10 protein-coding genes are annotated in these 15899 nt (G+C 34.4%); 1 reads left to right on the top strand and 9 read right to left on the bottom strand.

The annotated features are described in order from the left end of the window. Nucleotides 1–128 precede the first annotated feature (128 nt). Nucleotides 129–422, top strand: a complete 294-nt coding sequence (locus tag BTO06_RS00430; protein ID WP_100923425.1) for a hypothetical protein — start codon at nt 129–131, stop codon at nt 420–422. 237 nt (nt 423–659) lie between these two features. Here the strand turns inward: BTO06_RS00430 and BTO06_RS00425 are convergent, their stop codons facing one another. From BTO06_RS00425 to BTO06_RS00385, 9 genes are all read right to left on the bottom strand, one after another. Continuing rightward, nucleotides 660–3713 carry a type I restriction endonuclease subunit R gene (locus tag BTO06_RS00425; RefSeq protein ID WP_100923424.1) on the bottom strand — a complete coding sequence of 1018 codons (3054 nt, stop codon included), beginning with the start codon at nt 3711–3713 and terminating at the stop codon, nt 660–662. Continuing rightward, on the bottom strand, nt 3703–6870 hold the full coding sequence (locus tag BTO06_RS00420; RefSeq protein ID WP_100923423.1) for a sacsin N-terminal ATP-binding-like domain-containing protein: 3168 nt from the start codon (nt 6868–6870) through the stop codon (nt 3703–3705). Before BTO06_RS00420 ends, BTO06_RS00425 begins: the two co-directional genes overlap by 11 nt. Before the next feature lie 5 nt (nt 6871–6875). After that, nucleotides 6876–8189, bottom strand: a complete 1314-nt coding sequence (locus BTO06_RS00415; protein ID WP_198517116.1) for a restriction endonuclease subunit S — start codon at nt 8187–8189, stop codon at nt 6876–6878. An 11-nt stretch (nt 8190–8200) separates the two neighbouring features. Next, a complete protein-coding gene (locus BTO06_RS00410) occupies nt 8201–10549 on the bottom strand; it encodes a type I restriction-modification system subunit M (RefSeq protein WP_100923421.1) in 2349 nt (782 codons plus the stop codon). Then, nucleotides 10546–10746 carry a helix-turn-helix domain-containing protein gene (locus BTO06_RS00405; RefSeq protein ID WP_100923420.1) on the bottom strand — a complete coding sequence of 67 codons (201 nt, stop codon included), beginning with the start codon at nt 10744–10746 and terminating at the stop codon, nt 10546–10548. Before BTO06_RS00405 ends, BTO06_RS00410 begins: the two co-directional genes overlap by 4 nt. 241 nt (nt 10747–10987) lie before the next feature. Then, a complete protein-coding gene (locus BTO06_RS00400) occupies nt 10988–11731 on the bottom strand; it encodes a hypothetical protein (RefSeq protein WP_100923419.1) in 744 nt (247 codons plus the stop codon). Between the two features lie 81 nt (nt 11732–11812). Further along, nucleotides 11813–12667 (bottom strand): DUF2806 domain-containing protein, encoded by an 855-nt coding sequence (locus BTO06_RS00395; protein ID WP_100923418.1) that lies wholly within the window; start codon nt 12665–12667, stop codon nt 11813–11815. 245 nt (nt 12668–12912) lie between these two features. After that, nucleotides 12913–15423 (bottom strand): ArdC family protein, encoded by a 2511-nt coding sequence (locus tag BTO06_RS00390; RefSeq protein WP_100923417.1) that lies wholly within the window; start codon nt 15421–15423, stop codon nt 12913–12915. Beyond that, the gene (locus BTO06_RS00385) at nt 15423–15893 is read right to left on the bottom strand and encodes a hypothetical protein (protein WP_100923416.1); all 471 of its coding nucleotides are present in this window, start codon (nt 15891–15893) and stop codon (nt 15423–15425) included. Before BTO06_RS00385 ends, BTO06_RS00390 begins: the two co-directional genes overlap by 1 nt. Between the last annotated feature and the right edge of the window lie 6 nt (nt 15894–15899).

Here is a 15899-nt window from a genome sequence, read left to right as displayed (position 1 = left end):
ATAAATTAGTTCTTGTATCAATAGTTCTTTTTCGTTTCTTATAAGTCTTTGATAAAAAGTAGAATTTTTTTAGCTCTAAAATAGCTGTAAAGCTACTATTTAGTTTGAATTTGAAAACACTTATTAACATGCTACAAAATCAAGCAATCAATGCTACAAATTATAACGAACTTTGCAATATGTATGCAAAGTATTTCTCCAACGTAGTTAAAAGTCAAGGTGTGCCACACTTAAACGCTGATCAGTTTGTTCGCTATCAGAACATAATAGCTTTAGAATATTTTATTAATCTTATAAGAAAGATTGGAGTATCGCACTCCTTATTTGGTCATGTTTCTAAAGCTGAAAAGAACTTGGAAAGACTTACTAAAAAACTATCTCCTGAAGAATTATTACAGGAGATGATTGAATTGTCTTATTAACATAGTTGCTATTCAAACGTAATTAATTATATACTTCTTAAGTTAAATAGATTCTCGTTGGTTTTTACCTCAGTTCTTTGATGTATGCTGATTTTATTTTATTCATTTTGTTTTTAGCGTTGGCGAGAAAGCGCTGCCGCAAACGCAGTAAGGAGAAACCTTTAGGTTCACGAACACAAAAAGCAAACGAAAACCTGTGAGTAATTACAATGTTCTTGAACATGCGTTGGCTATTATCTATCTCGATTGACCCAAACCTGGGTTATCAACCATTCGTTTCATAGTATCAAAGAAAGCTTGATAGAAAGAGTCGTCTTTTGCATAGAGTTTATACAAGTCCAGTTCTTTTTTACGTTGCTCTCGCATTACATCATCTAATATCTTTTTGAAGGCAATTTCTCGATTCTGCGTGTCGCTATTCTCCGCTACCTTGGTTTGATAATCAGGATGTGCCTGAATATGCTTGCTCAGCGTGACAAATTTCACTCTTTGATCCTCTGGTGTTGCATCCCAACCATGAAACCATCTTTCATTGAAAGTTCTTATGATTTCTTCTAGCGGGTCTTTTTCTTCATCTCCGCCATGGGCTCCTCTTGGATTTGGATTTTGTGGGTCCAATTCCGTTGAAGAATCATCTAAGCCAATGGTGTGATTCAGTTTTGTTCGTTCCAAACCATACGTGGACAGATCAACTGATTCCAACAATTCATCAATGAGTTCGTCCTCTTTGGTTTTCACAATCAATTTAGGAACTAAGAATTTCAGGAACCAAAACAACTTTTCCCACTCCAATACCTCATAAGGCATGATGGAAGCCATTTGTCCATAGATTTTTACAAACTGTTTGGCTTTAATTTTGAAGTCTGCTTTTTCATCATCTTCCAATTCCAATTCTTGGTTGAAACGATTGGCTGCTGTGTCAATAATTGGACTGAGTTGTTGTGCATCTACACCCTCAAAATACTTTTCTACAAATGATTCTACTTCTGACCATTCATAAACAGCTACATCATCTAGAGATCCCTTGATTTCGTGCAATACATTAATATCTGTTACACCACTTAAAGAAGTAGAGGTATAAAAAGGATCAAATGAAGCTTTAATGTCATCTACTTTGTTGAAGAAATCTAGAACGAACAGATCTTCTGTTTTCTTTCCTAGCTTATCTGCTGCTCGGTTTAATCTACTTAAAGCTTGCACCGCGAGAACACCTTGCAATTTCTTATCTACATACATAGTACATAACTTAGGTTGGTCAAAACCTGTTAAGTATTTGTTAGCTACTACCAAAATACGGTACTCGTCCGTGTCAAATTTATCGCGGGTGTCTTTGTCTCCAAAGCCATTTAAATCTGCTTCTGTGTATTCTACACCATCTACCAGTTTCTTACCAGAAAAAGCGACTGCAATATTAAACGGATTGCCTTTGTCTTTTAATATTCTGGATAGCGATTGATAATAACGGATTGCTGATGGAATGTTTTGTGTTACTACCATGGCTTTTGCCTTTCCTTTCAGCTTTTTGGTGTTGTACACTTTACTAATAAAGTGCTCCATCATAATTTCAGCTTTGGTGGCAATGGTGCGTTTATCTCGCTCTACAAATGCACGCAGTTTCTTTTGTGCTTTTTTGGTATCGAATAGTGGATTATCTTCTATAGACTTTTCTATTTCGTAATAGCTTTTATAAGTGGTATAGTTCGCTAAAACATCCAAAATAAACCCTTCTTCAATGGCTTGTTTCATAGAATACAAGTGGAAAGGTTTAAATGAACCATCTTCTTGTTGGGTTCCAAAACGTTCTAGCGTAGCATTTTTTGGGGTGGCTGTAAAAGCTAAATATGAAGCATTGCCCTTCATTTTTCGGGCTTGCATGGCTTTTAATATTTTGTCTTGCGCATCTTCTTCCTCTTCATTTTGCCCCATACCCATGGCTTGGTTCATTTTACCTGCGGCTGTTCCACTTTGGGAACTGTGTGCTTCATCAATAACTACGGCAAATCGTTTGTCACTTAAATCTGTAATGCCATCTACTATGAAAGGGAATTTCTGAATGGTGGTAATGATGATCTTTTTGCCTTGCTCTAAATTGTCTCGTAAATCTTTAGAAGTGAAAGCAGGGGCAACAATATTTTTAACTTCTGAAAACTCTTTGATGTTTTCACGAAGCTGTTTGTCTAGTAACCTTCTATCGGTTACTACAATTACGGAATCGAATAATGGATTCTGAATCCCTTTTGAACCCGGTAATCCTTCTTGTTCAGGATAAGTTTCTATGAGTTGATAAGCCGCCCATGTAATGGAGTTGGATTTTCCTGAACCTGCCGAGTGTTGAATTAAGTAGGTATGACCCACACCGTTTTTAGAAGCGTGCCCCAATATTTTACGTACCACATCCATTTGATGGAAACGAGGGAAAAATAAGGTGCGCTTGCTGAGTGCATCTTTAGCTTTGCCATCAAAACGAACAAAATGCTGAATAATGTTGGCTAAACTTTCACGCGTAAATACTTCTTCCCACAAGTAAGCAGATTTATGTCCAAAAGGATTGGGTGGATTGCCTTTACCTTCATTATGTCCTTTGTTAAAGGGTAAAAAGAACGATTTACTACCAGCCAATTTGGTGCACATATACACTTCATCCGTATCTACCGCAAAGTGCACAATGCAACGCCCAAAATTCAATAGTGGCTGTCGGGTATCTCTATCGTATTTGTATTGTTTGATACCATGAACTTTGGCGTTTTGTCCTGTCCATTGGTTTTTGAGTTCTAAACTGGCAATTGCCAAACCGTTGATAAAAACCACCATATCAATTTCTTCTCTGGTGTTTTCTAGGTTATAGCGAATTTGTCGGGTAACACTAAACTCGTTTTTCTCAAAATTGTCTTTTACCATTTGGCTACTACTCGCCATAGGCAATTGATACAACAAGGTAAAATGCGCATCTTCTACTTCTAGACCTTTCCGTAACAAACGCAGAATGCCGTATTTCTTAACCATACGGTCGTAGCGCTCTAGAATTTTTAGTTTCCAATCGGAAGAGCGTTGCAGTTTTTCGAGTTCTTCTTTTTGAGTTTCCTCTAAAAAGTGCCAAAAACGGGTTTCATCTAGGGCATATTTTGCATTAAAATCATTGGCAACACCGATATAATAGCCATTGCCTGTCCGATACAAATCTTGCGCTTCTTGCACGGTGTTTCCTGCTGATTTTACATCTTCTAAGCAAGTTCCAGTTAAGGCTTTTTCTATGGCAGCTTCTAATGCCTGTTCGTTAGTTTTACTCTGCATGTATTGTACTTTTTAATGAGGCGATTAAGTAATCTTCAAATCGTCTAAAACTTAATCCAAATGCTTCAATTACTTTTTGAGGTACTAGTGTTCTATAATCACCATCTAGGTGAATTTCATCCAGCTGTTTAGTTTGCTCAAAAACTTCCACAAGGTGTTCTACCTTTTCACCAATATTGTTGACGAATTTTATATTGTCTAAAATTTTGTTGATATCTGAGATTTCAAATCTGTCTTCTTCATGATAGTCGGTCATGTCTACAGAACATAAAGCATAAATATTATGGTGCTCATTAGATCTCAATGTTTGGTTCCGAGACATTTTGATTGAAGTTCGTTTATCCCATCTAGATTTTACTTCTATGTAGTATTTAATCTCATCCTTTATTTTGATGACTATATCCTGACCATCTTGCTCGCCTAATACTTCACATTTAATATCCTCTGGCTGAAACAACTGTTTTAGGTGTTCTTTCAATTTCTCTTCTATGTGAGTACCGATTTGATGTTTGAATTGAAAATTAGCCTTACGTTGATTTTCATCTTCAATACTTTCAAGTGCTTTATTCAGTATTTCTTCAAAATTGGATTTTCTTACTAGGTCACCAATGTTTTTGATTTTTTCATCATCTAGTGTCACTATTGAAAATATGTCTTCTTTGGTTTCTTCTTTAGAAACCACTGAAATCATTATGCTTGCCTTTTTGTCGTTTAACTGAGGAAACAAATGTTGATATTTTTGCTCCGTTAAAAGTGGGATGATTTTGAGTATAGTGGTTTTAAAAGGATGATTCTCTATATCACTAATATTATCCTGAAATAAGGTTTCTTCAATAGTAGTCGTTAGAGATCTATTGTTGATGTAGTCGTCTGGTAGAAATGCATTAAAATCGCTAATCACTAAAACTTCATTAATATCCTTAGCAATAACACTTAAATAAATTAATTTAATATCCTCATCAACCCCTTTATCTCTTTTCAAATCTTCAGCTAAATGAAGTTCGAACAATTGATTTGGATAGATTTTGCTTTCCTTGTAAACCTCTTTATAGCTATCGTCATAGAGGGAGCATAAATCGCTCAAAAACGCAGTGTTCTCTTTAACCCAATTGTTATTGTGCAATGCTATTAAATTGCAGAATATTTTAATTAGTACTTTTCTGGTAGAGCGTGACTCAATATTTTCACTGTCTTCACTTAAACTAGGCAGGTGAAGTAAACTTTCATCCCAATTGTAGTAGGTTGAAATCTTTTTTAATAGTTGGTTTGGCTTACTGATTGAATCAGTACTATTGGTGAGTTTACAAAATTCTAATAGGGATTTGAAATAGGATGCCTCAACTTTATTTTTTGTCTCTACTAAATCATAATGATAAAGTTCATTGTTTAGTTCTTCAGGATAAAAAATAGAATCGCCTATATTTTTTTCATCTAAGCTGTTTTTTACTTCATCAGAGAAATTTCTACGATTAAATAAATTGATAGAAAAACTGAAATGAAAAGCAGGATGAATCAATTTTGAAACTGAGACAGGTATTAAAACTTTACCCAGTTCAATAAGTGTATCATTGAGATTATCGGGTTTTAGCAATACTCCAATTTTATTGAAATTCCCTTCTATATTGGGTATTAAGTCTAAATCGTTGAAATAGGCGATATCAACAAAATCAATGATGTGTTTATAGTATTGTACAAGAATCGTTTCGTTAAAATCTTGAAGACTACATTCACTTATTTTCTCAAGTAAATCACTATGAGTTATAAAATTGGTGGATTCATTGCTCCAGTTAATGGCGTGTTCACTCCATTTGACGATATCTTCTTTAACAGGGATGTTGGAATAAAACTTTGAGATGAGTTCATAAAAACAATCGAAAAGGTCATCTTCTGTGTTTAAAAAATCTTCCGATAAATAACTTACATTATTTATAGATTTATAGCCATCATTTGTTTTTACAAACGGTAGTTCACTTAATTCTGAATTCCATTTATTACTCAACTCGGTAAAGTACTCGTTCAAAAAGATATCATCTCTGTCTGTTCTAAAGTTGACGTTTGTATAGAGTAATGGGTTTTTAACTTCAATGATGTTGCTTCTTAAAAACGAAAAAATAAGGCTAGAGCATTTCTCAATAATGAGCCTATTTGCTTCTTCATCTGCTTTTACTTGATCCTTATCACTTTTTAAATGAATGGTGTCTCTAGGTTCTGTGGGTAAGAACTTATTGCAATTAATGATAAAGTTTAAACCAAAATCTTCTGAACCAATTAAAGGATAGTAATAGAATAAACGGGCAATATTCTCATTAAACTGAATGACCTCATTGTTCTTGTTTATTGGCAGGATAATTTCAATTTCTTCTTCCTCATCTCTTATACTGAAGAGATGTATTTCTTCATTGTTCTTTAATAGAATCGATTGGTGTAATTCAATTCCCTTGTCGTTTTTTATTCTTTGTTTACTATGAAATTGGTAAGTGTCCTTTGCTCCATTTGGTTGATGAATTACAACTTCTTTTAATCTATCATTTATTGTAAAAACCAAAGGGATATAATCATCTAAATACTTGGATGACTCTTTGATATATTCACGTTCTTTCTCCGAATGAGGGAGATACGTGAAAGTGGTTTTTAAGGCAGAAACTTCTACTGCACTTTCTTTCTCTAATAAATCGTAAACACGTTTTTTCTGATCCGAAATATTGTCACTTAGGTCTTGCCAAATTTTAGGTGTTCTGTCAATTTCAAAGTCTTTAATTGGCAAATAATATCCATCTGCATCCAGATAGGAGTTAAGCTTGAATTTCCTTCCAAAAGTGTGCGTAGTTAAAAACCCTGTGCCGTATTTACCGACCTCTGTAATATCTTCATCACCATATTTACCACTTACTTGTTTTACTAAAGAAATTAAAGTCTTAGTAGTAAATGCTTTACCGTTATGCGAGAAAGAAAACAGGTTATCTCGATAATCTATTTCAATTTTACACTGCGTGGTTAAATCGCAGGCATTTTGCACCAATTCCCAAATGGCACGATTGGAAGAATTTTTATTGAATTTTTCAAAATCACGCAGCATCCCATCAGCGTGCTGTTTTAAATCTGATCGTTCGTCTTCTTTCCTGGTTTTCTCTATTAATTGGTCTCTGTCTTCTTGCATAGCAGCTAACACACTTTTATTTTACCCGTTACCGCACTATCTATCAAGGTAGCTTTATACTCTTTAAGCTTTTCGATTTGGGTTTGTTGAAGGGCAATGGTATTATTAATTCTAAATGATTTTTTTTCAATAAAGTCGGTAATTACTTTTTGCTCTTTGATAGCAGGCAAGGGAACAATTTGCTCTCGAATTGAGTCGACCTCCAAATATGCTTGATTGGCAATCCATAATGAGATTCTATCAAAACTATCTCTCATATATTTACTCACGAAAACATACTTCAAAAAACTCTTTTCTATCTTAATATTAGCACGAAAACAAACTGTATTCTGATTTAAATATGCATTATTAAACCCCTCCTTTACAAATGCTAATTGGCCTACAGCAGATTCTTTTATATGCGGCTTACTCCCAACTGTTGATATAATAATATTACCCGTTGACAATTTAAACCTCGAAAATTCTTCTCTTTGATTGCTATAATCTATGAAGGACTTAACATTCTTAATCTCCCAATTTTTAATATTACTTGCTTTGACAATTGGTAAGCCTTTCTCTTCAATAAAATCTTGAGATTTGAAAGCAAACCCTTTAAAATAATTAGTTAGATTTTTCAATCTCTTCACCTCCCAATGCTCCGGAATCTCCCCAATCCATTCCACACCAGAGTCTTTCATCTTTACATTAGGGTCTAAACCTTTGGTTACCGCATTTTGAATGATGATTTGCTTGCGTTCTTTAAGCAGGGCTATTAGCTGCTCTTTTTGGGCAATGGCTTGGTCTATTTTAGCGGTTTTGTCGTCTAAGAAATTGGCAATGGCGGTTTGTTCATTTAATGGAGGGTATGCCAATAAACTATTTGAAATATGATTAAAATTTATTGTTTGCCTTACTCCAGAACCCAACAACTTCATGTAAGCTACATCATATCTATGTAGTAAATATTTGTAGTACTGTCGATTGATTTGCCCTAGATCTTTCAAAACAATATACCCTGAACTAACGACAACATTAATTTTAGATAGAGCTATTCTTAAGCTTTTAAGGTCATAATTAAGGTTTAATGGGTTAACAAGAAATTCGCCCTCCAGCACTTCCTGATAGGAAGCCTTTGTAGATTCTGGGATTTTGTCATCATCTTTTGTTATAACTTCTCCAAAACTTATTGCACCACAACCGAGATTCGGATTGTGAGTAATCTTTTTCTCCGAAAATAAATGTTTCAACTTTTTTGCTTCCCAGTAATCGGGTATTTCACCCAACCAATATTCTCCAGAATCTTTATATCCAGAATACTTTTGGAAAGTATTTTTAGTCAACGTCTGTTCCATTAGGCTAGGCTTAAGATGTCCATAATTAAACCTTCATTTTCTTTTTCCAAGGCCAAGATTTCAGCACTCACTTCTTCTATAGGTCTAAGTGGCTTGTGCTGGTAGAAATACTTGTTAAAGCTTATTTCATAACCAATTTTGGTTTTATCTAAGTCAATCCACGCTTCGGCTACATGTGGTTGTACCTCACGCAAGAAATAGTCGTGTATATTTTCTACCAATGGCACATTTTCGGTATCGCGTAAATCGCTCGAATTATCATAAATAATGTACTCGTCTTTATTACCACTTGGATAATACCCGTAATCCGATAATTGCTCCTCTGTACAATCTAAACGGTGTAAGAGTTGATCCAGTTTATCGCCACTCAGTTTTTGTTTTTTCTTAATGACCTTTTCAGCAGTTTCGTCATACCAACTTATCGCTCCTAGAATTTGATTTTTTTCACTGGCAGAGAGTTTGGTTTTACTTTTCTTCAACTCTTGGTTCACTAAGTCTAAAAAGACATTGTAATCGTTGTACTCCTCAGTACCAATGGCTTCCATTAATTGGGTGGCGGTGTTTAAAATGTCTTGTTGCTTTTTCCAAGTCGCAGGATTCGTTAAAGTTTTACGCTTTTTAGCGTTTAAATCCAGTTCGTTTTTCTCGCACCAATCCAAGAGTTCTTTTTCAATACTCTTTAAATCTGTATAAACTTGCTCACCATAGGTCTCATAAGCCCATTGCATGGCTTCACGAATGCTTTTATCAAAGCGTAAATCCGCAATGCGCTCGGCAGTGAATTGTGCTTTCAATCGGTTAGGTCTGTCAATGGTTACTTTGTAATAGCCAAAGTCGGCATTGTCAAATACTTTAACAGCTAAACCATCTTCACCTGCACGTTCTAGTGTTTCAAAATTCGCATACGCCTCCTGAATTTCTTTGATGTGTTCCGGGGTGAACTCGCAATTTTTATTACCTAAATTTTTACGCAATTTGGCATAACGCTCAGAAGCATCAATCAAGATGACTTTGCCTTTACGCTCCGCTGTTTTGGCATTGCTCAATACCCAGATATAGGTCGTAATTCCTGTATTGTAGAACAAGTTGTTCGGTAGCTGAATGATACAGTCCAACAAATCGTTTTCAATAATATAGCGTCTTATATTACTTTCGCCTCCACCGGCATCTCCCGTAAATAAGCTAGAGCCATTATGTACAGATGCGATGCGAGAACCTATTGGGCTTTGGTCGGTAGACTTCATCTTATTGACCATTTCCATCAAGAACAGCAATTGTCCATCAGAAGAACGTGGGGTAGCATCTACTTCCTCAGCATTGCCCCAATAGTCTTTTAATGAAATGACAAAACGCGGGTCAATGATTTCTTTACCGTCTTTAATGTATTTTAAGTCCGTACTCCATGATTTACCATAAGGGGGATTGGACAACATGAAGTCAAAGGTGTTACCTGAAAATTCATCGGTAGATAAGGTAGAACCAACACGAATGTTCTCCGGGTTATTCCCTTTAATCATCATATCCGATTTACAAATGGCATAGGTTTCGTCATTTATTTCCTTACCATACAAGTACACATCACCTGTGGCTTTTATTGCTCCTTCTTCATCCTTTATGAAGTTTTGAGCTTCAGTAAGCATACCACCAGAACCACAAGCTGGGTCGTAAATCGTCATTACAGGCGGTAGTTGGTCCTTGATAGGGTCAAAAACAATATGGGTCATTAGGTCAATTACCTCACGAGGGGTAAAGTGTTCTCCAGCTTCTTCATTGTTTTCTTCATTGAACTTTCTTATCAGTTCTTCAAAAACGTACCCCATTCCTAAGTTGGAAAGAGGAGGGAGCTTTCTACCGTCTGGGTCTTCCTTGTCAAAAGGTGTTAGGTTAATGTGCGGTGATGTAAATTTCTCCAATACATCTAACAACACATCTTTGGTAGCCATATGACGAATTTGGCTTTTCAGTTTAAACTTTTCAATGATTTCCTTCACGTTAGGGCTAAAGCCATTCAAATAATCTTCAAAATTGGCTTGAAGAATCTGTTGGCTATTGGTAGCTGTATCGTAAAGGCGTTGCAGCGTCCATTCACTGGTATTGTAAAACACATAACCACTGGCATCTTTCAACCCTGTTTCATCCCATTCGGTAAAGCCTGCTTCATCTCTCTGAAAAGCGAGCTCTTCCATTACAACTTCTTTGGTGGGTTCGAGCAGTGCATCTAGCCTGCGCAATACCACCATGGGTAGGATGACATCTCGGTATTTACCTCTTACATATACATCTCTTAGACAATCGTCAGCGATTGACCAGATGAAACTTATTAATCTATTGTGTACGGATTGGTTCATTTATTTTCTTTCGTGCTCGTTATTAATTCTTTAATGTCTACATCTAGGATTTGGGCTATTTCACTCAAAACTTCCAGCCTGGGCTGTTGTCTATTTTGTACATAACCATTCACCATATTGTAGCTTTTGCCTAGCTTTTCAGCTAGCCAAGTCTGCTTGATTCCTTTCTCTTCAAGTACTTCTTTTATTCTGTTCATTTCGTTTCAGAATTGGGAAGCACCAATTTAATAATTTAGATTTAATATATCGTATTTCGTGATATAAAATGTTTGAAATACTTAATAGGTTGGCGGTAGGGAAGTGAAAGCTCTTTTGCTGCGGAGGAACGGAGCAGCGAATGTGCTTGAACGTGCGGTGGGCTTTTCCTTTTCCTAAATTGCAGGTAACGTTTAGTGAAAAATGCGTTTTAATGGATTTTTACATAGTGTTGTAAATTGTTTATTCTTTTGTTTCCCATAACTGTGTATTGGAAATAGAGGAAAATCCTTTAGACTGCAAGATCTTATTGAATTTAGTTTCTATTTTAATTATTTCAGATATGTATAATTGTATCAGTCTTACAGTCCTTTTTTGGTATAATTCGCCAATTGTATAAACAGATTTTTCACTAACATATGTTTTTCCATGGGCATAATGATTGCGGATACTAAAAATATCGTTAACATAGGATATAAGCACAGCGTCTGTTTCATTTTGAGACCAATTTATCAAAGTAGTATTATCTATATTATTGTCATCTCGCTTTACATCCCATAGAATATCGACATTTTCATGCTTCAGTATACCCATCAGTTTTATTGCAGAGTTACTAAAATATAAATCTTTGTTTCCAATCTCGCAGGCAATAAGTTGTTCATTTGTTTTACTCTCTGGGTGATTTAGTTTGTCTTTTAAATCCTTTTCAGAGTCAAGTTCAATAATTTCTCGTATAAAGTTATTTTTCCCCTTATTTCTACTCCATGTTTCATGAGGCTGTTTACTGAAGTATCTTTCTTGCTGCTCTAAATTGAAGACTTTGTCTCCCATAAAATTAGCCAGTGATTCAAGGTAAAAGGCACCAAAAATAATTACATCTGCGTTAGCCAAGTATTCTACTAAAATTGTAGACTCTTTTTTAAAATTCTCTTTTTTGTGATGAAAAATTTCATGTAATGAGGATATTGTTTTATGAATAGTAGACATCTTTTCAATTATGTACAACGGTTTGGCTAAAAATAAGCGATAGCGACCCGTAGGGTTATTTTTAGGTTTTGTTGGCGGTAGTTATTTTTCACTTGCCTTATAATTTGGAATTTTATAGTTCTCCTTTAACCACTCAAAATAGTCGTTCAGATAACTAGGATTAAGATGTTTGATTATCTGTTTTCCAGTCGTTGAAAGTGTATAAAAACCAGGGAGCTTAATTTCAAAACTGGTTTCGTGCGTTGGTTCAAATTCTATGACTTTACCGAAATAACTCAATGCAAAATTTTTCTTCTCAGGGTTTTGCAGCGTTCTTGACATATCATTTGGCAAAAACAATCCCAACGTCTGCAAAGACTGTAAGCTTCCAAAATCAATACTTAAAGAATTTAATGTTGGTCTTAAACTTTCTGGGAGAGAAAAAACGTCTTGCGGAATTTGATGATCATTAACGCATAGTGAACATATCTTTTCAAATAGTTCAAGTTCACTTTTACCTAACATTTTTAGTGCCTGTAAAGTGCTCATTGAATAAGATCCTGGTTCATTATACTCTCCAGCAATTATTTTCGCAACAAGTTCTTGCATCTCATCACTAGAAACAGTTTTAGCATGTTCAATGGTATTCCAGAAAAAGTCATTGTCCATCTTAATATCGTTTGATTTATGTGGATCAATGTATTTTGAACTCTTAACCGCTGTATCAATCAAATTTTCTGTATTACGCATATACTCGATATACTGCATCCCCATTATTCCACCTTCTTTTGCCTTTTCGTATTCATCATGGATAAGTTTCTTCCTTATTTCACCTTCTGCGGCCCATTTGCTCAGTCTGAATCCGGTTACTTTGTCGATAATGGTTGTAAACAATGGTGTATTAGCAACCTTTGATGCACTTTCTATTGTTTTTGCTAATGAAGCAGGATCAGTCATAATGTTATTCTTTTTTACTTTTTCAATTACCGCCAACTCATTATATCTGTATAAATATTTCTGTTTATCGATTAAATATTCTGGATAACGAGAACTATAGCATTTTTTTTAGTGTTTTTATTTATCGGGGTATTTCTCAAAAGTATTGAAAATTTAATTAACTCCAAATAGTTTTTGTAAACACAAAAAAACACCCAACAGAAATACTGAATAGGGTGTTATAATGAACAAAAGAAAGGCAAAGTTTACAAATCGATAATTATATCATCCCCACTTTCTTCTTCAGGTAAAGTTGCTTTCTTTTCAAAAATATTATAGGTAACCTCCAAACTATTACCTCTATTTTTTTCTAATTCTGCAAAACGTTTTTCGTAGTTTTTATTACTATGACAATAAATGATTTTAGTTGGATTATGCGCCATTTTATTTCCTCCGTACATTCTGCCATTCTCCTTTACCTGAGAAATGAAAACCCAAATCACTTCTGGAAATTGATTTCTTAACTCGTTTAATTGGTCTGCTGTAATCTTTAAATCGGTAACGGAATCGGCAACAATAACATCGTTAATTTGACTTATCGCCTTTAACTCTTCCATTGGTTTTTCAACATAACCTTTAACTAAAATATTTCCTTTTCCCTGGGGAGTTGTATTTCTATTTAGAGAATCGATAGTGTCCTTACATTCCATTCCTCCTTGTTCATAATCAATATAAACCACTTTTTTGTTCAGTTCTCCAAAGCCATTAGCTATTTGCATAGCTAATTGACTTTTACTGGAGTGTTTATTTCCTTTGATAATGATCAGTTCTTTATACGGTTGGATATTCTGTAGAAATTTTCCAATTTCTCCTGGTAATCTATAAATTCCAGATGCTTGTTTTGGAGCCGAAGTAGCTTTTACATAGCCAAGTTTTTGCATCTTCTTTTCGTATTCACTTAACTCTTCATTTTCTGTTATGTCTATAACCGGAGTAGATGAAATATTGTCAACAGTAGTTTCTAAATTGTTGTTTTGTACCTTAGTTTCTTCTTCTTTTATAACAACAGGAGCAACAACAGTTGTTGCTATTGTTGGTTGGTTGTTGGTTTCTAGATCCAAAAGAACATCACCCGCTCCTTTTAATCCTAATTCCAATTGTCTTGATTTTCTTTGTTGTTTCGGAATGGAAAAGTTTACCGCAATTTTTAAGTGTCGTTTTTCAATTTCTGTTTTCATCTTTTTAATTAAAGAAGTTTTTCCTGCTTCTGTTAATAATGATGATTTTTTATAATTAGGGTAATTTCTACTATTGCTAAGAATATGTTTTGCTAGTAAACTATACGCATAGGCTTTTGATAATAGAGCATCACTAATCTTTTCTAGATTATAGCCTTTGTTTACATGTGAGAAAATTGTTTTCTCAGAGATTAACTTTTTAAACGAAAAATCAAACTCTTTTTTAGAGAGTTCTTTTTTCATTTTCTTTAAGTACAACGGAGTTCCTTCTTTGTCTCGTTGTAAGATATAATCCGTTGCTTTTTGCGCTAATGAAGAAGCTCTTAAAATTAACTTATTATCTTTCTTTATGTCTTTTAAAGCATTTCTCCATCCTTTTAAATACTCAGCATGACTTTTATTTGTTCTCCAAATAATTCCAGCTTCAGCACTTAAAAACACAGCTCCGAATTCAGCCACTAATTCTTCTTTAGCATATTGCTCCTGATCCATTGATAATTTTCTATCCAATCTTTCTTCATGGCCCGTAGCATGAATGTACTCATGAAAAAGGGTTCTGTAATAATCTAATTCCGTATCAAACCTTTCAATTTTTGGCATTTGCACATAATCTTTCCCAGGAGTATAAAATGCTCTATCACCACCATGTTTTAGTTCAGGAATTGGTGCCGGAAAGTTTTTAATAATAGCCTCAGCAACTTGTAACTTTTCACCATCATTTCGCACCATACTTTTTCTTAGCTCTTCCAGTTTAAAATCAATATTTTCTACATCTTCGCCATTGAAGATTTTATAGTATTTCATAATTGGAATGTATGATTGCCCTACCAATTCTTCAATACTAAACTTTGATTCACGTAACAGTCGAATTTTGCTTTTATTGACTTTTAAGAAAATGATAAATTTCCTGACATCATAAGTAGCAAATTTTAATCCTTCCTCAACAGATTCATAGATGAATAATCTGGTATAATAAATCACAGGATATCCCTTACTTCCTTTCTTTAATCTTCCTTTTAGTTTTTCAATTTGTTTGAAAGTTAAAAAGTACGGATTCTTAAAAGTACGAAACCCAAATATGGTTAGTAGATTGTGATTAATTCCTCTGTATGGCTTTTTAGAAATAAAATTGAGTGGTGTAATAAAAGGATTTGCCTTCCAACTTTGTAACCAGTTTTTACCTGAAGCCTCTTCAATCATCTGAATCATTTGATCCGTAATCATTTGGTAAATATCAGACTGAGACACTTTTCCATTTAAACCGATATCTTCAGGCAGATCAATCAACGGAATACCAAGCCCTTTGATTTCTGAATCATCAAGTGAAATCTTTTCTTTCAACAATTTACTTGATATGTTGATTTCAAACTTATCAGCATCAGAATTTTCAAGAATCGTTTTGGTTTTAGTAAATAGTTCTTGGATTGTTGGAGAAACAGAAGAAAGTAATTCTGCTTTAGAATTTATAGCAACTAATTTTGCTCTCTCAACAGTTGTTTTATCGAGTGCGTTGTATTGATTGATAAAATCTGCTACCATCAGGATATAAAGTTTTCGGTATTAAGTTCATATTGTTTCCCCATTGTATCTAGAATCAAAACAATCTTTATGTTTTCTTGCAGATCACCTTTGAAAATGGATAAATTCTCAAAAACATTTTTTGTTTCGAGTTCAACAGGAATATTATATAGTGTTAAGGAATCATTCGCATTAATTTTCAAATCATGCACGTCAACAAAAGCAGTTGCCAAAAACTGATTGTTCTTTCTATTGAAGAATCTAATCTCTTTTATTTTCAAAAGCTTAAAGGTGGTTAATCCTAAATCATGACTACTCTCATTTGTGATTGTTAAATCCAAGGATAACTTAATCATGCTAAAAGCAAGACTTCCAACTCTCAACTTGGTAATTTTAACTTTAAGACTATTAATGATCTGTTTTGTTTTCTTGGCTTTATTAACGGTAAAGGTTGTCAGTGCAATAGCACTTCCTATTAATATTTTCTTCATTCTGAT

Origin of the sequence: Tenacibaculum sp. SZ-18 (assembly GCF_002813915.1) — a bacterium.
In the GTDB taxonomy this organism is placed as follows: Bacteria; Bacteroidota; Bacteroidia; order Flavobacteriales; family Flavobacteriaceae; genus Polaribacter.
The sequence above is the reverse complement of the archived record's forward strand: the minus strand, read 5'-3'. Positions and strand labels throughout refer to the sequence as shown.

What these genes read in the sequence shown, in the direction of transcription:
- BTO06_RS00430 (WP_100923425.1), top strand. Translation starts at nt 129, where the DNA reads ATGCTACAAAATCAAGCAATCAATGCTACAAATTATAACGAACTTTGC.
- BTO06_RS00425 (WP_100923424.1), bottom strand. Translation starts at nt 3,713, where the DNA reads ATGCAGAGTAAAACTAACGAACAGGCATTAGAAGCTGCCATAGAAAAA.
- BTO06_RS00420 (WP_100923423.1), bottom strand. Translation starts at nt 6,870, where the DNA reads ATGCAAGAAGACAGAGACCAATTAATAGAGAAAACCAGGAAAGAAGAC.
- BTO06_RS00410 (WP_100923421.1), bottom strand. Translation starts at nt 10,549, where the DNA reads ATGAACCAATCCGTACACAATAGATTAATAAGTTTCATCTGGTCAATC.
- BTO06_RS00405 (WP_100923420.1), bottom strand. Translation starts at nt 10,746, where the DNA reads ATGAACAGAATAAAAGAAGTACTTGAAGAGAAAGGAATCAAGCAGACT.
- BTO06_RS00400 (WP_100923419.1), bottom strand. Translation starts at nt 11,731, where the DNA reads ATGTCTACTATTCATAAAACAATATCCTCATTACATGAAATTTTTCAT.
- BTO06_RS00395 (WP_100923418.1), bottom strand. Translation starts at nt 12,667, where the DNA reads ATGACTGATCCTGCTTCATTAGCAAAAACAATAGAAAGTGCATCAAAG.
- BTO06_RS00390 (WP_100923417.1), bottom strand. Translation starts at nt 15,423, where the DNA reads ATGGTAGCAGATTTTATCAATCAATACAACGCACTCGATAAAACAACT.
- BTO06_RS00385 (WP_100923416.1), bottom strand. Translation starts at nt 15,893, where the DNA reads ATGAAGAAAATATTAATAGGAAGTGCTATTGCACTGACAACCTTTACC.